General features: G+C 61.7%; 18 protein-coding genes. 11 read left to right on the forward strand and 7 right to left on the reverse strand.

The annotated features are described in order from the left end of the window. Positions 1-136 precede the first annotated feature (136 nt). Positions 137-850, forward strand: a complete 714-nt coding sequence (locus NR126_RS15465) for a membrane integrity-associated transporter subunit PqiC (RefSeq protein ID WP_027617513.1) — start codon at positions 137-139, stop codon at positions 848-850. Positions 851-1,009: 159 nt separating this feature from the next. Here the strand turns inward: NR126_RS15465 and NR126_RS15470 are convergent, their stop codons facing one another. After that, positions 1,010-2,554 (reverse strand): AhpA/YtjB family protein, encoded by a 1,545-nt coding sequence (locus NR126_RS15470; protein ID WP_027617514.1) that lies wholly within the window; start codon positions 2,552-2,554, stop codon positions 1,010-1,012. 133 nt (positions 2,555-2,687) lie between these two features. On the opposite strand from NR126_RS15470, the gene serB reads away from it, so the two are divergent. Continuing rightward, entirely contained in the window at positions 2,688-3,902 is a 1,215-nt protein-coding gene (serB, locus tag NR126_RS15475; protein ID WP_256830575.1) for a phosphoserine phosphatase SerB, read from the forward strand. A gap of 132 nt (positions 3,903-4,034) precedes the next feature. Here the strand turns inward: serB and asd are convergent, their stop codons facing one another. Genes asd through NR126_RS15490 form a run of 3 tightly spaced genes read right to left on the reverse strand, consistent with a single transcriptional unit; the run spans position 4,035 to position 7,298 of the window. Next, complete coding sequence (gene asd, locus NR126_RS15480; protein WP_027617516.1) at positions 4,035-4,895, reverse strand: archaetidylserine decarboxylase; 861 nt, start codon at positions 4,893-4,895, stop codon at positions 4,035-4,037. Between the two features lie 18 nt (positions 4,896-4,913). Next, positions 4,914-5,729 (reverse strand): thiosulfate sulfurtransferase, encoded by an 816-nt coding sequence (rhdA, locus tag NR126_RS15485; protein WP_105754012.1) that lies wholly within the window; start codon positions 5,727-5,729, stop codon positions 4,914-4,916. A gap of 42 nt (positions 5,730-5,771) precedes the next feature. Then, positions 5,772-7,298, reverse strand: coding sequence for an HDOD domain-containing protein (locus NR126_RS15490; RefSeq protein WP_256830576.1), 1,527 nt, complete (start codon positions 7,296-7,298; stop codon positions 5,772-5,774). Positions 7,299-7,465: 167 nt separating this feature from the next. On the opposite strand from NR126_RS15490, the gene motA reads away from it, so the two are divergent. Next, complete coding sequence (motA, locus tag NR126_RS15495) at positions 7,466-8,317, forward strand: flagellar motor stator protein MotA (protein ID WP_027617519.1); 852 nt, start codon at positions 7,466-7,468, stop codon at positions 8,315-8,317. A 3-nt stretch (positions 8,318-8,320) separates the two neighbouring features. Then, a complete protein-coding gene (motB, locus tag NR126_RS15500; protein ID WP_027617520.1) occupies positions 8,321-9,340 on the forward strand; it encodes a flagellar motor protein MotB in 1,020 nt (339 codons plus the stop codon). 44 nt (positions 9,341-9,384) lie between these two features. On the opposite strand, the gene NR126_RS15505 is transcribed toward motB, so the two are convergent. Together NR126_RS15505 and rsgA are read right to left on the reverse strand one after the other, a co-directional pair. Continuing rightward, positions 9,385-9,876 (reverse strand): toll/interleukin-1 receptor domain-containing protein, encoded by a 492-nt coding sequence (locus NR126_RS15505; protein WP_027617521.1) that lies wholly within the window; start codon positions 9,874-9,876, stop codon positions 9,385-9,387. 162 nt (positions 9,877-10,038) lie between these two features. After that, entirely contained in the window at positions 10,039-11,070 is a 1,032-nt protein-coding gene (gene rsgA / locus NR126_RS15510) for a small ribosomal subunit biogenesis GTPase RsgA (protein WP_027617522.1), read from the reverse strand. 107 nt (positions 11,071-11,177) lie between these two features. On the opposite strand from rsgA, the gene orn reads away from it, so the two are divergent. Both orn and NR126_RS15520 read left to right on the forward strand, forming a co-directional pair. After that, on the forward strand, positions 11,178-11,720 hold the full coding sequence (orn, locus tag NR126_RS15515; protein WP_027617523.1) for an oligoribonuclease: 543 nt from the start codon (positions 11,178-11,180) through the stop codon (positions 11,718-11,720). A 99-nt stretch (positions 11,721-11,819) separates the two neighbouring features. Next, positions 11,820-12,431, forward strand: coding sequence for a trimeric intracellular cation channel family protein (locus NR126_RS15520; protein WP_027617524.1), 612 nt, complete (start codon positions 11,820-11,822; stop codon positions 12,429-12,431). A gap of 12 nt (positions 12,432-12,443) precedes the next feature. Here NR126_RS15520 and queG read toward each other — a convergent pair whose 3' ends face one another. After that, the gene (gene queG, locus NR126_RS15525) at positions 12,444-13,508 is read right to left on the reverse strand and encodes a tRNA epoxyqueuosine(34) reductase QueG (protein ID WP_027617525.1); all 1,065 of its coding nucleotides are present in this window, start codon (positions 13,506-13,508) and stop codon (positions 12,444-12,446) included. Positions 13,509-13,571: 63 nt separating this feature from the next. Here queG and NR126_RS15530 point away from each other — a divergent pair, with 63 nt between their 5' ends. The 5 genes from NR126_RS15530 to miaA are packed head-to-tail and all read left to right on the forward strand — an operon-like array spanning position 13,572 to position 19,211. After that, a complete protein-coding gene (locus NR126_RS15530; protein ID WP_027617526.1) occupies positions 13,572-14,432 on the forward strand; it encodes an NAD(P)H-hydrate dehydratase in 861 nt (286 codons plus the stop codon). Next, a complete protein-coding gene (gene tsaE, locus NR126_RS15535) occupies positions 14,420-14,890 on the forward strand; it encodes a tRNA (adenosine(37)-N6)-threonylcarbamoyltransferase complex ATPase subunit type 1 TsaE (protein WP_256830577.1) in 471 nt (156 codons plus the stop codon). The genes NR126_RS15530 and tsaE overlap by 13 nt, the downstream gene beginning before the upstream one ends. 3 nt (positions 14,891-14,893) lie before the next feature. Continuing rightward, positions 14,894-16,321, forward strand: coding sequence for an N-acetylmuramoyl-L-alanine amidase (locus tag NR126_RS15540; protein ID WP_218187460.1), 1,428 nt, complete (start codon positions 14,894-14,896; stop codon positions 16,319-16,321). Next, positions 16,318-18,240, forward strand: a complete 1,923-nt coding sequence (mutL, locus tag NR126_RS15545) for a DNA mismatch repair endonuclease MutL (RefSeq protein WP_027617529.1) — start codon at positions 16,318-16,320, stop codon at positions 18,238-18,240. Before NR126_RS15540 ends, mutL begins: the two co-directional genes overlap by 4 nt. Next, positions 18,240-19,211, forward strand: a complete 972-nt coding sequence (gene miaA / locus NR126_RS15550) for a tRNA (adenosine(37)-N6)-dimethylallyltransferase MiaA (RefSeq protein WP_027617530.1) — start codon at positions 18,240-18,242, stop codon at positions 19,209-19,211. The genes mutL and miaA overlap by 1 nt, the downstream gene beginning before the upstream one ends. The last annotated feature ends 7 nt before the right edge of the window (positions 19,212-19,218 follow it).

A 19,218-nucleotide genomic window follows, 5' to 3' on the forward strand; every position in this document is an offset into this window, starting at 1 on the left:
GACGCTTTCGCGCTGGAGTCGCAAGGCATATTCACGGATGATATGGCCTTTCAAGCGCCGGCGTGGTCGAGCGTTCTTCATATTTTTTGAGTATTTTCACAGTGATCGGTCTTATGGCCGTCACCTGGATGGGATGATGACTGTTCTGCGCTTTCCCCTAATTTTTTTGCTCGCTGGCGTTCTTGGCCTGGCGGGTTGCAGTACGCACCAGCCGGTGTCGCTGTATCAGCTGGACAGCGGTAGCCCGGCGCAACCTGCGCAAAGCGCGGGCATGGCGGTTTTGCTGGGCCCAGTGTTGATTGCCGATTACCTGCAACGCGAGACCCTGTTGCAACGCCAGCCGGACGGCAGCCTGCAGGCTTCCACCGACGGTCGCTGGGCGGGCAGTCTGTCCTCGGACATCAATCAATTGCTGCTGCGCCAGGTAGCCGGTCAATTGGACAGCCAGCGCGTCGTGCTGGCTCCGGCGACCCTGGGTTTCGCCCCGGACGTTCAGGTGTTGTTGTCGATTACCCGCCTGGACTCCGGCGAGTCGCAACCTGCGGTCCTCGATGCTCAGTGGCGCTTGATCGACCGTCGTGGCCAGGTTCGCGATAACCGCATCATTCACCTGCAGGAGCAGCATGCCGGCGGTACTGCCGCGCAGGTTCAGGCTCAAGGCATCTTGCTGCAGCGTCTAGCCGAACAACTTTCGGTCGCCTTGAAGCCATTGGCCAACCAGCCCGCTATCGTCGAAGCCCCGCGCAAGCCGGCAGCGGTCAAGCCAACGGCTCCAGCGGAGCGGGAGAAACAGCCGAAGATCCCGATGGCCGCACCGGTGCGAACCGATATGGAAGTGTTCCGCTTCTGATTGGGTCTTGTGGGGGTGGGCTCGACTTGCCCGCGATTATGATGGTGGTCGTGACGCCGTCATCGCGAGCAAGTCGAGTCGTCGCACCGCCGCCCCCCACAGGTTCGACCCAATAACAAAAAGCCCGCGAATGCGGGCTTTTTGTTATCTCTGATTGGCTCAGTCCTTGGCGCTGGTCTCGTGCATACGGGCCAGTTGGCGTTCCAGCATCGACGGATAAGGCTCCATCAGGCGCTCGACGCAGCAGGCGCCTTCCGGGCTGGCAATCGGGCGGATACGGGCGCGTTGGCGGATCAGCGCATCGTCGTTGATCTTGCGCTCCACCAGCAGCAGATTGCGGCTGTGTTGGGACAGGGCGAGAGCGTCTTGGGCGGTTTCGGTCAGCAGCAGGTCGATCTGGCTCAGGCCGTAGAGTTCGTCGCCCAGGGTCAGGCCGAGTTGCAGTTGCAGGGTAATGCCGCTGTCGGCGACTTCGATCTGCAATTGATGGCCGAGTGCGCGCAGCAGTTCGCCGCAGCAAATGGCATTGGTCAGGTAATCCTCACCGCTGTCCTGGGTGTGGAACAGCATCAGCGTGCTGCCGTCATTGAGCGTGTGCAGTTCGCTTTCATATAGCGAGGCGGCCTGGTCGAGGCAGTCGCGGTAGCGGTCGAGCAGCTCGGTCAGGCGTGCCCGCGGCAGGCGTCGCAATTGTTCCTGGGCGCCCAGTTGCACCGCCAGTACAGCGCTGAACTGAGGCTGGGTGGAGGCAGCGACTTTGGCTTGCGGCTTGACGACCACCGGGTCAGTGGCGCTGTCGCGAAGATCAGCGAACGGGTCCTCGTCATCTTCGTCCGACTCATCCTCAGTCGCCTTGATCACGTGCCGAGGCGCCGCTTTAGGGGTCGCAACCGGTGCGCTTTCATCGAAGCTCGGGTCACGCAGGTTACGCACTTCAAAGGCTGGCTCGTCGTCTTCGGTGTCGTCCAGTTCGTCGATTTCCGGCTCTGCGACCGGCTCGGGGATGACCGGCTCTGGCGCGAAACTGGCGTGCAGTTGGCGAGCCAGGTCGCCAATTTCGTCCTGGCGCTGGGTGCCAGGCGTGTGTTCGTCGATATCACGCAACCACACGCGCAACTGCAGCAACGGTGTGGAGATGTGCCGGCCAAGGCGCAGGCTCAAAGCCAAAGCCAAAGCCAGCAGGATAGCGCTGAGGATGCCCATGCTTTGCAGGCTGATGGTCATCGGCTGTTCGAATTGATCCATATCCAGGCTGATACGCAATTGACCGGCGGTCACGTCCTGGAAGGTGATCTTGCTCTCGTACATGCCCTGGGTTTCACCCAGCAGGCTTTGCTTGGGGCGCTGCCCGGCCTCGGCGAGAATCCGGTTGTCGACGCTATAGATAGCAGCGTGGGCCACCAACGGATTCTTCGTCAGGTTATTCAGCAGGACATTGAGGCTGAGGATGTCATTGGACACCAATAGCTCGGTCGCTGACGTCGCCGTCTGGGTGGTCAGGCTCTGGCCAAGGGCATCGGCCTGCTCGTGCATCGCCTGCTTGAACTGCAGACCCATCACGCAGGCGTAGATCACCAGGGCCAAGGCGACCAGGATCACGTTATGGCTGGCGATGCGCAATGCGATCGGTACACGGCGGTGGCGCAGTGCACGGAAGATCAGCAGGAAGAAGTTATCGGGTTTGACTGGCGTGGGCCGGTTCACTGAGCTCGGCTCTTTGTCCGTGGAGTTGGAGCGCAGTATAGCGATAGCCCCCAGACCGGCAAAGCGCTCGCTGTGCCCGATGGTCACTGAATGTGGGTAGAATGCGGTTTTTTTCCACTTGCGGGGGTGCGCCTTGCGCGAAATCGTCCTGATAAACATCACGGGAGTCGACCGTCCGGGTCTGACTGCGGCCATTACCGGTGTACTGGCCCAGGGTGGTGTGAACATTCTCGACATCGGTCAGGCGGTGATCCACGACACGCTGTCGTTCGGCATCCTGGTTGAAATTCCCGACACCGAGCAAGGCAAGTCGGTGCTCAAGGACATCCTGTTCACCGCTTATAAGCTCGACCAGCAGGTGCGTTTCACGCCGGTGTCCGAAGAGGATTACCAGCAGTGGGTCGGTAACCAGGGTAAAAAGCGTCACATCGTCACCCTGTTGACCCGCAAAGTGACCGCCGAGCAGTTGCAGTGCGTGAGTTCGATCACTGCCAAGTACGGCTTGAACATCGATCACATCGATCGTCTGTCCGGGCGCATGCCGCTGGACACCCCGGCCGATAAGGGTAAGGGCTGCATCGAGTTTTCCGTGCGTGGCGAAGCGGCCGATCCGCAGGCCCTGCGAGCCGAATTCCTCAGTGTTGCCCAGGAATTGAACGTCGACATCGCCTTTCAGGAAGATTCGCTGTTCCGTCGTAACCGTCGCCTGGCGGTGTTCGACATGGACTCGACACTGATCGAGGCAGAAGTCATCGACGAATTGGCCAAGGCCGCCGGTGTCGGTGATCAGGTCTCGGAAATCACTGAGCGGGCGATGGCTGGCGAGCTGGATTTCCGTGCCAGCTTCAAGGAACGCCTGGCCTTGCTCAAGGGGCTGGACGTCAGCGTGCTCGACTCCATCGGCGCCTCGCTGCGCCTGACCGAAGGCGCCGAAACCCTGTTCGCCGAGCTCAAGCGCCTGGGTTACAAGACGGCGATTCTGTCGGGTGGTTTCACCTACTTCGCCAAGCAACTGCAAGCCAAGCTGGGCATCGACTACGTGTTTGCCAACGAGCTTGAAGTGCTCGACGGCAAGGTCACCGGTGTGGCGGTGGAGCCGATTGTCGACGCGCAACGCAAGGCTGATCTGCTGCGAGAGCTGGCACACAAGGAAGGATTGCGACTGGAGCAGACCATTGCGGTCGGTGACGGTGCCAACGATCTGCCGATGCTGGCGATTGCCGGATTGGGCGTGGCGTTTCGTGCCAAACCGCTGGTGAAGCAGTCGGCCAAGCAGGCGATCTCCACCCTTGGGCTGGATGGCGTGTTGTACCTGCTGGGCTTCCGCGATCGCGACGGCCAGCTCTAACGCTGATCCCTTGTAGGAGCGGGTGCCCGCTTGCGGCTTGCTCGCGAAAGCGGCATCACATTCAACATCTATGTTGACTGACACCGCGCTTTCGCGAGCAGGCTCGCTCTTACAGGTTTATCTCGCTGCTAATCAGGCCTTCGGCGAACCCAGCCCCTGGCCCATCACCACTGGCGAACCTGCCGCCAGCTCCTGCGCCCACTGCACTTGATCCGGGCCAAACAGCACGACAGCCGTCGAACCCAATTTGAAGCGACCCAACTCCGCGCCTTTTTCCAGGTGGATTGGCGCGCGGGCGGCTTCGTCGTAGCGGAAGGTTTTCAGTTCGCGCTTGGGTGGTGTGACCAGACCAGCCCAGACGGTTTCGATCGAGGCGACGATCATGGCGCCCACCAGTACCACGGCCATCGGCCCGCGCTCGGTGTCGAAAATGCACGCCACGCGTTCGTTGCGGGCAAACAGTTCCGGAACGTTTTCTGCGGTGGTCTGGTTGACCGAAAAGATCCGGCCCGGGATGTAGACCATCTCGCGCAGTGTGCCGGCCAGCGGCATGTGCACGCGGTGGTAGTCCTTCGGCGACAGGTAGATGGTGGCGAAATCACCGCCCATGAACGGCGCCGCATTGGCCGCGTCACCGCCGAGCAGTTCCAGCACGCTGAAGCTGTGGCCCTTGGCCTGGAAGACCCGGCCGTGTTCGATCGGACCCAGTTGGCTGACCGCGCCGTCGGCCGGGCTGAGGATCGCGCCCGGGGTTTGATCCAGCGGGCGAGCGCCGTCTTTCAATGCGCGGGTGAAGAAGGCGTTGAAGTGCTCATAGGCGGTCAGGTCTTCGACCAGGGCCTGGGACATGTCCACCTGATAGCGCTTGGCGAACCAGGCGGTGAAGGCATTCTTGAACCAGCGCACGCGGCATTCGGCAATGCAGCCGGCCAGGCGTGACAATAGGTGGTGGGGCAGCAGGTACTGACTGATGATGAACAAGCGATTTTTCATTGGGTGTCCTTAAAAACCTTAAATCTCAACGGGCGTATCAGGGTGGTTGCCCCATTCGCCCCATGAACCGGCGTAGCCTTTGACCCGCGGATAACCGAGTGCCTTGGCCACCAGATAAGTGAAGCCAGAGCGGTGGTGGGTCTGGCAGTGAGTAATGATTTCCTTGTCGGCGGTGATGCCGAGCTGTTCGAGGATCTGCGGCATGTCGCGGCGGATCCGCAGATTGCGCGCCGGATCCATGCCGGCGGTCCACTCGAAATTGATCGCGCCGGGGATGTGTCCGGCTTTGGCGGCCAGGACTTTTTCACCGGAGTATTCCAGCGGGCCACGGGCGTCCCAGATCGCCAGGTCGGCGGCACCGAGGCGGCTTTGCAGGTACTCGCGAGTGGCCGTGGGCGCCTCGTGCAGGGTCAGCGCGACCGAACCGTCTACGGCCGCCGGCACCTCGGTGGACGTTGGCAGACCCTCGGCCAGCCAGGCCAGCAGCCCGCCGTCGAGGTAGTGGTAGCGCGTGTGGCCGATGACATCCAGCAGCCAGATGAAGCGTCCGGCCCAGCCGCCGCCTTCGTCGTCGTACACCACGTAGACCGCATCCGGGTTGTGCCCCAGTTCGCCGAACAGCGCTTCGAGTGCCGCTTGCGGCGGCATCAGGCCGGGTGCCGGTGGCTGGCCCAATTGGGTGCGCTTGGGATCGACAAACCGTGCGCCAGGGATATGCCCCTCGGCGTAGCGGGCGCTGCTGGTCAGGTCGACCAGGATCAATTCGCGGGCATCGAGACGGGCGCTCAGGTCGCTCGGTTCGATGACCAGCGCCAAGCCAGAGAAGTCAGACATGCGAGGTCTCCAGAGCACAAAGGGGAGGATTGTAGCGCAGCGTCACTGGCCGCGGTGGCTAAAGCTGTGCAGGGCTTTTTCGATGCATTGCGCGGTTTTGCTGAAGGCTTGCACGGTAATGTCGGAAAAGTCCCCGCCGCCCTGATCCGCCACCAGCACCATGAGCACCTTGCCATTGATTGCCAGTGATCGCAGCAGCAGGTGCTGGCCGCTGAACAGGCTGCGCAGGGTGGCCGGCAGGTGGGCGCTGAACTGCCCATGATTGGCGGGTGTCAGGCGCAATTGTGCCGGTTGTGCCAGCAGGCGTTGCAGGATGCTGCTCTGGCTGACCACCAGATTCAGTGCGGCGGCGTCCGGACCGAGGCCGAGAGTCTGGTGGGCGCGCAATTGGCTGTGGCTGCGATCGGCCATCAGCAGTACGGCGCGGCGCAGGCCGCAGGCCGCCAGGGCGTCGCGGGCGCAGGTGGTCAGGTGCAGGGCGTTGCTGAATGGGCTGGGTTCGGTCAGCAGCTGTGCGCAGTGCTTGCGCCACTGTGCCAGGTCTTCGGCTGTCGGGCCGGCAGGCGAGCGGTCGCGTTGTGCGTCGGCGCTGCCCCAAGGCCACAGCAGCGCCTCGGCCGGATGCCAGATGTCTGGCATAGCGTGGTTGCGGGCGCTTTGTGCGGCCTGTTGGTGCTGCTGTTGTTGCACGTCATCCATGGGGATTTGCAGGTACAGACTGGTCAGGTATTGCCAGCGCAGTGTGTGCGGGCTAACCCAGGAGCGTTGCGCCGACAGCGCCAGGCCATTGGCCAGTAGCACTGTGTTGGCGGGCTGGTTGAGCCAGCGGCGCAGGGTCGGGTCGTCATCCAGGCGATTCTGTTGGCGCAACGGATGGTCGGCATCTCGCGCAATCAGCAGGACCTTGGCCAGTTCGCGCTGTTCGCTGATCAGCAGTCGATAACCCTGTGCGACCCAGTAAGGCAGACGCCACAGCTCCACCAGGGTCTGGCAAAGTTCGAGCAGGTGCACGCCGAACAGCTCTTTTTCAACCTTGTGCGCCGCTTCGCCGTTGTGGATAACCCGGCGTTCCCAGTCTTCCAGGCGTTTTGGGTCGCTGAGCGCCAGCGGCCACAGTGGCGCCAGGAACAGCAGGCTGCCCCAGTGGATGTCCTGCCACAAGCGCGCCAGCCGGCTGGCAAAAAAGCCGTTGGCCTGTTGCGAGGCGTGCTGGCTGATCATCTGCAGCTTGCGCAGCGCTGGCGGGATTTCGTTTTGTGGGACGGCAGGCAGGCGAGCGAGCAGTTGTGCGGTGCGCTTGAGGCCCAGGCGGCTGATTGCCACCTCGAGGTTTTCGCAGGGCTCGGTCAAGCTGCTGCTGACATGCCGATTGGCTTCGCGAATCACGCTCAGGGCCAGCGCCGGACTGCCCTGGATCAAGTCGGCAATCTCGCGCAACGAGCTGCGAGAGTTGTTCAGCGCCCGGCTAACCCGGTCATGACTGGCCAGCGGTACGGGCAAGATCACGCTATCGAGACGCTTGACCCAATCCTGGAGTGTGGCAGGTGTGGAGTTGGTTGCATTAGCCATGGTCGGGCGCGGTCACCGTTGACTTCAAACACGCCCGGATGGGGGCAAATTGGCTTTTCGCCATAACTGGCTATAGTCTGGCGCAGTTTTGCCGATAAGTAGAAGAAGAGATTTTTTAACTTCCGAATATGACCTTGAACCCGACTTAAGTAAGTACCTTCCTACCTATGGCTAAAATTATCGGCATCATCGTCGTATTCGCGAGCGTGCTCGGCGGATACGTGCTTTCCCACGGCAAGATTGCCGCCCTCATTCAGCCCTTTGAGGTGATGATCATCGGTGGTGCGGCGCTGGGTGCATTCCTCCAGGCGAACCCCGGCTACATGACCAAGCACGTGCTCAAGAAGTCCCTGAGCATGTTCGGTACGCGCTTCACCCATGCTTTCTACCTGGAAGTGCTGGGCCTGATCTACGAGATCCTCAACAAAAGCCGCCGCGAAGGCATGATGGCGATCGAGGCGGATATCGAGGACGCGGCCGCGAGTCCGATTTTTGCCAAGTACCCGACTGTTCTCAAGGACGAGCGCATGACCGCTTTCGTCTGCGATTACCTGCGCATCATGTCCTCCGGCAACATGGCGCCCCATGAGCTCGAAGGTCTGTTCGACATGGAGCTCTACAGCCTCAAGGAAGATCTGGAGCACCCGTCTCACGCGGTGAACGGCATCGCCGATGGCATGCCCGGTTTCGGTATCGTTGCCGCGGTACTGGGTATCGTGGTGACCATGGCGTCCCTGGGCGAGGGCGACCAGGCGTCCATTGGCCTGCACGTCGGCGCTGCGCTGGTGGGTACCTTCTTCGGTATTCTTGCGGCCTACGGCTTCTTCGGTCCCCTGGCTCACTCCCTGGCCCACGATGCCAAGGAGGAGCTGAACACCTACGAAGCAATCAAGGCCTCGCTGGTAGCCTCGGCCTCAGGCATGCCGCCATCGCTGGCGGTGGAGTTCGGGCGCAAGGTGTTGTACCCGGCGCACCGTCCGAGCTTCTCCGAGCTGGAGCAAGCGGTTCGCGGTCGCTAAGTCATGGAAAATAATCAGCCGATAATCATCAAGCGCGTCAAGCGCATTGCTGGCGGGCATCACGGGGGCGCATGGAAAATCGCCTTCGCTGACTTCGCCACGGCGATGATGGCGTTCTTCCTGGTGTTGTGGCTGTTATCCACAGCCACGCCGGAACAGAAGATCGCTATCGCCGGTTACTTCAAGGATCCGATCGGCTTTACCGAGAGCGGCACGCCCTACGTCATCGATCTGGGTGGCTCGCCTGAACTGGCGCCGGACCAGACGCTCAACCCGGAAGCCAAGTTCCAGCCGCAGCCGGACAAGGTCACGGTTGATACCGATCAGGTTGAAGGCATGGCCGAGCAGGTCGAGCAGGAGCGCCTCGAGCTGTTACTGCAGGAACTGCAGAACAAGGTTGAAGAGAATCCGCAGCTACAGAAGTTCAAGGACCAGATCCTGTTCGAGATTACTCCGGATGGCCTGCGCATTCAGATCATCGATTCGGAGAACCGGCCGATGTTCGACTCCGGTAGCGCGCGCTTGAAGCCTTACTTCGAAGACATTCTGCTGGCCATGGCTGACACCATCAAGGCGGTGCCGAACAAGATCAGCATCAGCGGCCACACCGATGCCAAGCCGTACACCGGCAGCGGCGATTTCGGTAACTGGGAGCTGTCGTCCAACCGCGCCAACGCTGCCCGTCGAGCGCTGGTTGCGGGTAGTTATCCGGAAGCCCAGGTGGCGCGGGTAGTGGGCTATGCCTCGTCGGCTCTGTTTGACCGGGAGAATCCGTTCAATCCGGTCAATCGGCGCATCGACATTGTGGTATTGACCAAGAAAGCCCAGCGCGCCATCGAAGGTGAGCAAGGTGCCGAGCCTGCCCCTGCGCCGACCCAGGGTCAGGGAGCGCCAGGCGAGGTGCCGGCGGATCCCCATGCCCTGCCGGCCGACCAGCAACCTTTGCCGGCCCATGAGTTGCGCGAGCGTTTGAACCTTTTCGACGATCCGGCGCCCAAGCCGGCCGAACCGCCGAAGCAGTGAGAAAAAGCCGACAGCAATGTCGGCTTTTTTTTGCGCGCTTGACCTTAAAAGCCGCGGCGGATGCGTGCCTTGAGTTCGTTGTGAAAGCGTTCGGCATTGGTTTTGTTACTGGTGTGCAGCCACTCGTTGCTGGTATCCGTGTCCAGATTCATCGAGCGTCTGAGTGTTTGCTCGTTGCGGTAGGCATCGATGAAGAAGTCGATGTCGGCGATTTTTGCCAGCCTGGGCCATTTGTCGAGGTAGTCCGGCAATTCGCTGGCGCCGGTCTTAAAGGTGCAAATGCGTCGATTGCAGATCGTCGCCTCGCCGAGCTGGAACGGTACCCACCAGGCCAGCGCCGATTTGTCGCTGACCAGTGCCAGCAGGTGACTGTTCTCGCCGACGTTGCGGGTTATCAGGCCGCTGATGTCGTCGGTGGTCTGGGATTCGGGATCCAGGACCTCCAGGCAGGTCCTGATGTTCGCCTGCATCAGGCGATTGTGAATGAGGATGGCGTGTGGGCGATCCATGTGACGGTAGCTGATGAATACAGGCATTGAGCGTGTCCCTTGTGCACGAAGTGGGACTGACTGTAGGAGAGGGGGTCGGGGCAGCAAGGCGGCCGAGCATAAAGAGACACGTCCTTCGCTCGAAGGAAAAAATTCTTACGGATGTTTTTTACCTGGCACGGACATCTGCGTCCGTGCCAGATCGTCTGATCAGTAGCTGGTTTCAGGCAGGCTGGCGATGATCGAGCGATAGCTGTTCATGCGCTGTTGCTGCACACGGCCATCTTCCAGGGCCTTGAGCAGGGCGCAACCCGGCTCGCGGTCGTGCTTGCAGTCGCGGAAGCGGCACGTCCCGATCAAGTCATTGAACTCGATGAAGCCGGCCTCGACGTCGTAGCGGCTGACGTGCCCGAGGCCGAATTCGCGGATGCCCGGGGAGTCGATCAGCTCACCGCCACCGGGAAAGTGGAACAGGCGAGCGGTGGTCGTGGTATGAGTGCCCTGGCCAGACAGCTCGGACAGCGGGCCGACGCGGGTTTCGACATCCGGCAGCAAGCTGTTAACCAGCGACGATTTGCCGACACCGGACTGGCCGACGAACACGCTGATGCGCCCGTCCAGTTGTTCCTGCAGGGTTTGCATGCCATTGCCGTGATGCGCCGAAACTTCCAGCACCGGGTAGCCGAGGGTGCGGTACACCTCCAGCAGGGCATTCAGTGCGGGCGCGTTGTGCTCGTCGATTAGGTCGAACTTGTTGAGCAGCAGCAACGGGCGAATACCGGCGTGTTCGGCGGCCACCAGGTAGCGGTCGATCAGGTTGGCGTGGGGCTCGGGCAGCGGAGCGAAGACGATGACGATCATGTCGACGTTGGCGGCGACCGGCTTGAGCTGGCCACGGCTGTCCGGGCGGCACAGTTCGGTCTTGCGCGGCAGTTGCGCGACGATCACGCCGATCCCCTGGTTGCCGGCACGCCAGACCACCTGGTCGCCAGTGACCAGCGCTGGCAGGTTGGCGCGCAAGTGGCAGCGGAATACCTGGCCGGCCAATTCGCCGTCACGGGCTTCGACTTCGACCTGCACGCCGAAGTGCGCAATCACCAGGCCCGTCTGTTCGGGGCCCAGGTCCCCACCTTCCAGCGCTTCGACGGCGGAGGATTCGCGTTTGGCGGCGCGGGCTGCGCGCTCGCCCTGAATCTTTTCGATGCGCCAGTTTTGACGACGATTGAGTTGGCGTTTGGCCATGGGTGTTCCGTGTTGATAATGCAGCGATTAGGTAAAACGGTCGCGAGTTTAGCACGCCCGCGCAGTTGCCTAGGCTAAACTGCGCAACTACGCCGAGGAGCCGACACATGCAAAACCCGCAGAATCTGATCTGGATCGACCTGGAAATGACCGGTCTAAACCCGGACACCGACGTCATCATCGAGATGGCGACCATCGTCACCGACAGCAACCTCAACACCCTGGCCGAAGGTCCGGTGATCGCCATCCATCACAGCGACGCGATCCTCGCCGGCATGGACGAGTGGAACACCCGTCAACATGGCGGTTCCGGACTGACCCAGCGCGTGCGCGAGAGCAAAATCAACATGGCCGAGGCCGAGGCCCAGACCATCGCGTTTCTCGAGCAGTGGGTGCCCAAGGGCAAGTCGCCCATCTGTGGCAACAGCATCTGCCAGGATCGCCGCTTCCTTTATACCCACATGAAATCCCTGGAAAGCTATTTCCACTACCGCAACCTTGATGTCTCGACGCTCAAGGAGCTGGCGGCTCGCTGGGCGCCCGACGTTCGCGACAGTTTCAAGAAGGGCAGCACGCACCTGGCGCTGGACGACATCCGTGAGTCGATCGCCGAATTGCAGCACTACCGCAAGCATTTCATCAAGGCTTGATCCGCTTATATAAAGAAGGGCGGCTATTTCACGCGCCGCCCCCTTTTGGTGCTCGGGTGTTCTGAGTAGACTGCGCGCCTTCCTGCAAGGACCGCCGCCATGTTGTTGATGCTTTACCTGATTGCCATTACTGCTGAAGCCATGACCGGCGCGCTGTCTGCCGGGCGTCGCGGGATGGATTGGTTTGGTGTGGTGTTGATCGCCTGCATCACGGCGCTGGGCGGTGGTTCGGTGCGTGACGTGTTGTTGGGGCACTACCCGCTGACCTGGGTCAAGCATCCGGAGTACCTGGTGCTGACATCAGTGGCGGCGATGATCACGGTGTTCACCGCACGCTGGATGCGCCACCTGCGCTCATTGTTCCTGGTGCTGGATGCTGTGGGGCTGGTGGCGTTTACCCTGATCGGCTGCATGACGGCGCTGGAGATGGGCCATGGCATGCTGGTGGCCTCCGTCAGCGGGGTGATCACCGGGGTGTTCGGCGGGATCCTGCGCGACATCTTCTGCAACGACATTCCCTTGATCTTCCGGCGCGAGCTGTACGCCAGCGTCTCGTTTGCCGCTGCCTGGTGCTACATGTTCTGCATTTACCTGCAGTTGCCGGGCGAGCAAGCCATCCTGATCACCCTGTTTGGCGGTTTTCTGCTGCGCTTGCTGGCCATCCGCTTCCACTGGGAAATGCCCAAGTTCGTCTACAACGACCAGGCCTGACGGACGCTCGCGTTACTGGATGCCGTGCTGCTTGAGGGCCCAGGCTACATGCTCGCGGACCAGTTCGGACGGGTAGTCGGCGCGGGCTTTCAAGGCTTCCAGCACCGGAATGCTCGACGGCGCATTGCCCAGGCCCACCGCCAAATTGCGCAGCCAGTTCTCGTACCCTGTGCGGCGCAAGGGCGAGCCTTCGGTACTGCTGAGAAATTTGTCCTCATCCCACATGAACAGCACGGCCAGCTCCGCGTTATCCAGGTTGTGCCGTGGGGTGAAATCGCTTTCGCCCGACGGACGGGCGAAGCGATTCCAGGGGCAGACGATCTGGCAGTCATCGCAACCGAACACCCGGTTGCCGATCAGTGGCCGCAGTTCTTGCGGGATGGCGCCCTTGAGCTCAATGGTCAGGTAGGAAATGCAGCGTCGGGCGTCCAACACGTAGGGGCCGACAAAAGCATTGGTCGGGCAGATGTCGAGACAGGCGCTGCAGCGACCGCAATGTTCAGTGGCGTGGGGCGGGTCGACCGGCAGGGGCAGGTCGACGAACAGTTCGGCGAGGAAGAAGTAACTACCGGCCTTGCGATTCAGGACCAGGGTGTTTTTGCCGATCCAGCCCAGGCCAGCTTGCTCGGCGATGGCTTTTTCAAGGACCGGGGCGCTGTCGACAAAGGCACGGAAACCAAATGGCCCGATGTGCGCTTGAATCTTGTCCGCCAGCTGTTGCACGCGCTTGCGGATCAATTTGTGATAATCGCGGCCCAAGGCATAACGCGACACGTAGGCTTTTTCCGGCTGAGCCAGGACTTGCGCCATTTTGCTGTCGCCGGCCAAGTAGTCCATGCGTAGGGAAACCACGCGCAATGTGCCGGGTACCAGTTCCTCAGGGTGTGAGCGCTTGCTGCCGTGGGCGCCCATGTAGTCCATTTCACCGTGGTAGCCGGCTTCCAGCCAGCGCTCCAGGTGTTGTTCATGCTCGCCGAGGTCCAGGCCACTGATGCCGACTTGTTGAAAGCCCAGCTCGCGTCCCCACTCCTTGATCGATTGGGCGAGAGCGGGGAGGTCTGTAGTAATAGCAGGCATGAGACAAGAGAAACCGGAGCTGAGATGCGTATAATTCTGCCAGACATCGGAGCTCTAAGACGCATGCCGCAGACAAAACATGATTTACCCGACGTTCAGTTACTGGACGCTGCCCATTTGCCGACACTGGCCCCACGGTCTGCGGACGCCCACAAAGGCCAGTTCGGTCATGTCCTGTTGATCGGTGGCGATCGCGGTTTTGGCGGCGCCATCCTGCTCAGCGCGCAATGCGCCTTGCGCAGCGGTGCTGGCCTGGTGTCGTTGGCGACTCGCAGCGAGCATGTGCCAGCGGCCCTGGCGCGCTTGCCGGAAGTGATGGCGCTGGGCACTTCGTCTGCCAACCAATTGATGGGTTTGCTGGAGCAGGCGTCGGTGCTGGTGGTCGGCCCGGGGCTGGGGCAAGGCGCCTGGGGGCGCAGCCTGTTATCGGCAGCGGCGAATGCGCCGTTGCCGCAGGTCTGGGATGCCGATGCGCTGAATTTGCTGGCCAAAGGTGGCGTGAGTTTGCCCAAGGATTGCCTGATTACTCCGCATCCAGGGGAGGCAGCACGCTTATTGGGGATTTCGACAGCTGAGGTTCAGGAAGACCGCATTAGCGTGGCGCGCGCGTTGAGCGAGCGTTTCAGCGCCGTCACTGTTTTGAAAGGCGCCGGCAGTCTGATCGCCAGCCCGGATGGTCGTGTCTCTCGTTGTGATCTTGGGCATTCAGCAATGGCCAGTGCTGGTCTCGGCGATGTGCTCAGCGGTCTGCTGGGGGCCTTGCTGGCCCAGGGCATGGAAGCGTTTGAAGCCGCGACTCTGGCTGTTTGGCTGCACGCCGCTGCGGGCGAGCGAGAGGGCCGACTGGGCCGTGGGCTGGCAGCCAGTGATTTAATTCCCGTAATTCGTCAGTTGCTGGAGGAGCATGCACCGTGTCAGAAGTAACCCTGTACCTGGCTGATGAGCAAGCCATGACCGACTTTGGCGCACGCATTGCCCGTATCACTGCAGGGCATGGTCTGATTTTTCTTGAGGGCAATCTCGGGATGGGTAAGACCACGTTATCACGGGGCATCATCCGTGGTCTGGGCCATAACGGAGCGGTGAAAAGTCCGACCTTTACCTTGGTCGAGCCCTACGAAATTGGTGACGTTCGTGCCTTCCATTTCGACTTGTATCGATTGGTCGACCCGGAAGAGCTGGAGTTCCTCGGTATTCGTGACTACTTCGAAGACAATGCGCTGTGCCTCATCGAGTGGCCCGATAAAGGTGCAGGCTTTTTGCCAAAGCCCGACCTGACCATTACCATTAGCCCGCAAGACAGCGGGCGTTCGCTGACAATTTTATCCCAGGGCTCGCGTGGCGAGGCCTGGTGTGCCGCTTTGGCATCGGAAATCAAATAAATGATGGGGTTAGGTATGCGCTTTCGCGCGTTGGTTGCTGTCGTGGGAATGCTGCTTACGGCGGTGGCCGTTGATGCCATGGCCGCGACCAAGGTCAACAGTGTTCGCCTGTGGCGCGCGCCGGACAACACGCGACTGGTGTTCGACCTGTCAGGCACCGTCCAGCACAGCGTCTTTACCCTGACGGCTCCGGATCGCCTGGTGATCGACATCAACGGCGCCGTGCTGGGCGCGCCGCTGAACGTTGCCACCGCCAATACCCCGATTACCGCCATGCGCTCGGCGCAGCGTACACCGACCGACCTGCGGGTGGTCATCGACCTGAAAAAGGCCGTGACCCCGAAAAGCTTCGTGTTGCCACCCAATGCGCAATACGGCAACCGCCTGGTGGTCGATCTGTTCGACAACCCGGCCGACGCCGCGCCCGCACCCGCGCCGACGCCGAGCGTCGCGACTGTGCCGGCTGTGCCCGTGACCCCGACCGAGCCGGCAATCAAGTTGCCGCCAGCTCCGGCGGGCAAGCGTGACATCATCGTGGTCATCGACGCCGGTCATGGTGGCGAAGACCCGGGGGCTTCCGGATCCCGCGGCCAGCGTGAGAAAGATGTGGTCCTGGCCATCGCCCGCGAGCTGCAGCGCCAGGTCAACGGCATGAAAGGTTTCCGCGCCGAATTGACCCGTACGGGCGACTATTTCATTCCGTTGCGCGGTCGCACCGAGATTGCCCGCAAGAAGGGCGCCGACCTGTTCGTCTCGATCCACGCCGACGCCGCACCGTCGAAGGCCGCTTTCGGGGCTTCGGTATTCGCCCTGTCCGACCGTGGCGCGACCTCTGAGACAGCGCGCTGGCTGGCCGACAGCGAAAACCGTTCCGACCTGATCGGCGGTGCGGGCAACGTCAGCCTCGACGACAAGGACCGCATGCTCGCCGGCGTTCTGCTTGACTTGTCGATGACCGCCTCGCTGACCTCCAGCTTGAACGTCGGGCAGAAAGTATTGAGCAACATTGGCCGGGTCACGCCGCTGCACAAACAGCGCGTGGAGCAAGCCGGCTTCATGGTGCTGAAGTCCCCGGATATCCCGTCGATCCTGGTGGAAACCGGGTTCATCTCCAACGCCAACGAAGCGTCGAAACTGGCGGCCGCCAGCCACCAGCAAGCGCTGGCGCGCTCGATCAGCAGTGGCGTACGGCAGTTCTTCCAGCAGAATCCGCCGCCAGGTACTTACATCGCCTGGCTGCGCGACTCTGGAAAAATAGCCCAGGGGCCGCGTGATCATACCGTGCGCCCTGGCGAAACCCTGGCGATGATCGCCGTACGCTATCAGGTGTCCGCAGCCACGCTGCGCAGCGCCAATAGCCTGCAAAGCGATGAGCTGAAAATCGGACAGCACCTGAATATTCCAGGCTCCGAGCTGGCGGCCAAGGAATGAACGAGCCCCTGAACAGCGGCGCGCGCATCGAACTGCTCAGCCCGCGCCTGGCGAACCAGATTGCCGCCGGCGAGGTGGTTGAACGTCCAGCCTCGGTGATCAAGGAGTTGCTGGAGAACAGCCTCGATTCCGGCGCCAAGCGCATCGATGTGGATGTTGAACAAGGCGGCGTGAAGTTGCTGCGGGTGCGTGACGATGGGCGTGGGATCCCTGCCGATGACTTGCCGCTGGCCCTGGCCCGGCATGCCACGAGCAAGATTCGCAACCTGGAGGACCTTGAGCAGGTGATGAGCCTGGGCTTTCGCGGTGAGGCGCTGGCATCCATCAGCTCCGTATCGCGCCTGACCCTGACTTCGCGCACCCGGGATGCCGATCAGGCCTGGCAAGTGGAAACCGAAGGGCGTGAAATGGCCAGCCGGGTCCAGCCTGCCGCCCATCCGGTGGGCACCTCGGTGGAGGTGCGCGATCTGTTCTTCAATACGCCAGCGCGGCGCAAGTTTCTCAAGACCGAAAAAACCGAATTCGATCACCTGCAAGAAGTGATCAAACGCCTGGCCCTGGCGCGTTTCGACGTGGCCTTCCACCTGCGCCACAACGGCAAGACTATTCTCAGCTTGCACGAAGCCCACGATGACGCGGCGCGTGCCCGGCGGGTGGCGGCGATTTGCGGTGCGGGCTTCCTCGAGCAGGCGCTGCCGATCGAAATCGAGCGCAATGGCCTGCATTTATGGGGGTGGGTCGGTCTGCCGACGTTCAACCGCAGTCAGGCCGACATGCAGTATTTCTTCGTCAACGGCCGTGCCGTGCGCGACAAGCTGGTGGCCCATGCGGTGCGCCAGGCGTATCGCGACGTGCTGTTCAACGGTCGGCATCCGACTTTTGCGCTGTTTTTCGAAGTGGACCCGTCGGCGGTCGACGTCAACGTGCACCCGACCAAGCACGAAGTGCGCTTCCGTGACGGGCGTATGGTTCACGATTTCCTTTATGGCACGCTGCATCGGGCCCTGGGTGATGTCCGTCCGGAAGATCAGTTGGCGGCGCCAGCGGCGGTCACCGGCATGGTGCGTCCGACCGGGCTGGAGGCTGGCGAGTTCGGCCCGCAAGGCGAAATGCGCCTGGCGGCCAATGCGCTGCTCGAGCAGCCGCAGGCCCAGCCATCCTTTAATACCACCCAAGCCGCTGGTTCTGCTGCCGGTGCCGGCTTCCAATATCAGTACAGTCCGCGTCCGCAATCCGTGGGCGTCCCCGCAGCTGAAGCCCAGGCCGCCTATCGCGAGTTCTTTGCGCCGCTACCGGAGGCCAATGCAACGGCGTTGCCGGCCGGTCAGGATGACATTCCACCGCTGGGCTACGCTCTGGCGCAGCTCAAGGGCATTTATATCCTCGCGGAAAACGCCCAGGGCCTGGTGCTGGTGGACATGCATGCGGCCCATGAGCGGATCATGTACGAGCGCCTGAAAGTGGCGATGGCCAGTGAAGGCTTGAGCGGCCAGCCATTGCTGGTCCCGGAATCGCTCGCCGTCAGCCAGCGCGAAGCCGATTGTGCCGAGGAACACGTCAGTTGGTTCCAGCGCCTGGGCTTCGAACTGCAGCGGCTCGGCCCGGAAACCCTGGCAATCCGCCAGATTCCGGCATTGCTCAAGCAGGCCGAGGCCAATCGCCTGGTGCAGGATGTGCTTGCCGACCTGATGGAGTACGGCACTAGCGACCGGATTCAAGCACACCTCAACGAGCTGCTGGGGACCATGGCCTGCCACGGCGCAGTGCGCGCCAACCGGCGCCTGGCCCTGCCGGAAATGAACGGCCTGCTGCGTGACATGGAAAGCACCGAACGCAGCGGTCAATGCAACCATGGCCGACCGACCTGGACCCAACTGGGCCTGGACGATCTGGACAAACTGTTCCTGCGCGGTCGCTGATGAGCCCACTACCTCCAGCGATTTTCCTGATGGGCCCGACCGCTGCGGGCAAGACTGACCTGGCGATCGAGCTGACCAAGGTCCTGCCGTGCGAGTTGATCAGCGTCGATTCGGCACTGGTTTACCGGGGTATGGACATCGGCACCGCCAAGCCTTCAAAAGAATTGCTGGCCGAGTTTCCCCATCGGCTCATCGATATTCTTGACCCGGCCGAGGCCTATTCGGCGGCCGATTTTCGCCGCGATGCCCTGGAGGCCATGGCCGACATCACCGCGCGCGGCAAGATCCCGCTGTTGGTGGGCGGCACCATGCTCTATTACAAGGCCTTGATTGACGGCCTGGCGGAAATGCCGGCGGCCGATCCGCAGGTTCGCGCGGACATTGAAGAAGAAGCTGCACGCCTTGGCTGGCAAGCCCTGCACGAACAATTGGCGCTCATCGATCCGGTATCCGCCGCGCGAATTCACCCCAATGATCCGCAGCGATTGAGCCGCGCCCTGGAAGTGTATCGGGTCAGCGGCCAGAGCATGACTGAGTTGCGGGCGCGACAATCTGCGCAAAGTACCGAAGCAGGCGCTTCGGGACGCCCACAATTGCCCTATACTGTCGCAAACTTGGCCATTGCTCCGGCAAATCGCCAGGTACTGCATGAGCGAATTAAACAAAGATTCACACAAATGTTGGAACAGGGATTCATTGACGAGGTCGTAGCCCTGCGCAAAAGAAGTGACCTGCATGCAGGTTTGCCGTCTATACGCGCTGTAGGGTACCGCCAAGTCTGGGATCACCTGGATGGCAAGCTGTCGTCAGCCGAGATGCAGGAGCGGGGAATCATCGCCACGCGCCAATTGGCGAAGCGCCAGTTCACTTGGTTGCGCGGTTGGGATGACCTGCACTGGCTGGACAGTCTCGATTGCGACAATCTGCCACGCGCCTTGAAATACTTGGGATCGGTCTCCATATTGAGCTGAGTCCTTG

Origin of the sequence: Pseudomonas sp. Pse1, from assembly GCF_024519635.1 — a bacterium.
In the GTDB taxonomy this organism is placed as follows: Bacteria; Pseudomonadota; Gammaproteobacteria; order Pseudomonadales; family Pseudomonadaceae; genus Aquipseudomonas.

What these genes read in the sequence shown, in the direction of transcription:
- rhdA (WP_105754012.1), bottom strand. Translation starts at nt 5,729, where the DNA reads ATGTCTGACTTCTCTGGCTTGGCGCTGGTCATCGAACCGAGCGACCTG.
- motB (WP_027617520.1), top strand. Translation starts at nt 8,321, where the DNA reads ATGGAAAATAATCAGCCGATAATCATCAAGCGCGTCAAGCGCATTGCT.
- NR126_RS15530 (WP_027617526.1), top strand. Translation starts at nt 13,572, where the DNA reads ATGCCGCAGACAAAACATGATTTACCCGACGTTCAGTTACTGGACGCT.
- NR126_RS15505 (WP_027617521.1), bottom strand. Translation starts at nt 9,876, where the DNA reads ATGCCTGTATTCATCAGCTACCGTCACATGGATCGCCCACACGCCATC.
- asd (WP_027617516.1), bottom strand. Translation starts at nt 4,895, where the DNA reads ATGAAAAATCGCTTGTTCATCATCAGTCAGTACCTGCTGCCCCACCAC.
- orn (WP_027617523.1), top strand. Translation starts at nt 11,178, where the DNA reads ATGCAAAACCCGCAGAATCTGATCTGGATCGACCTGGAAATGACCGGT.
- NR126_RS15465 (WP_027617513.1), top strand. Translation starts at nt 137, where the DNA reads ATGACTGTTCTGCGCTTTCCCCTAATTTTTTTGCTCGCTGGCGTTCTT.
- NR126_RS15520 (WP_027617524.1), top strand. Translation starts at nt 11,820, where the DNA reads ATGTTGTTGATGCTTTACCTGATTGCCATTACTGCTGAAGCCATGACC.
- mutL (WP_027617529.1), top strand. Translation starts at nt 16,318, where the DNA reads ATGAACGAGCCCCTGAACAGCGGCGCGCGCATCGAACTGCTCAGCCCG.
- queG (WP_027617525.1), bottom strand. Translation starts at nt 13,508, where the DNA reads ATGCCTGCTATTACTACAGACCTCCCCGCTCTCGCCCAATCGATCAAG.
- motA (WP_027617519.1), top strand. Translation starts at nt 7,466, where the DNA reads ATGGCTAAAATTATCGGCATCATCGTCGTATTCGCGAGCGTGCTCGGC.
- NR126_RS15540 (WP_218187460.1), top strand. Translation starts at nt 14,894, where the DNA reads ATGGGGTTAGGTATGCGCTTTCGCGCGTTGGTTGCTGTCGTGGGAATG.
- NR126_RS15490 (WP_256830576.1), bottom strand. Translation starts at nt 7,298, where the DNA reads ATGGCTAATGCAACCAACTCCACACCTGCCACACTCCAGGATTGGGTC.
- rsgA (WP_027617522.1), bottom strand. Translation starts at nt 11,070, where the DNA reads ATGGCCAAACGCCAACTCAATCGTCGTCAAAACTGGCGCATCGAAAAG.
- miaA (WP_027617530.1), top strand. Translation starts at nt 18,240, where the DNA reads ATGAGCCCACTACCTCCAGCGATTTTCCTGATGGGCCCGACCGCTGCG.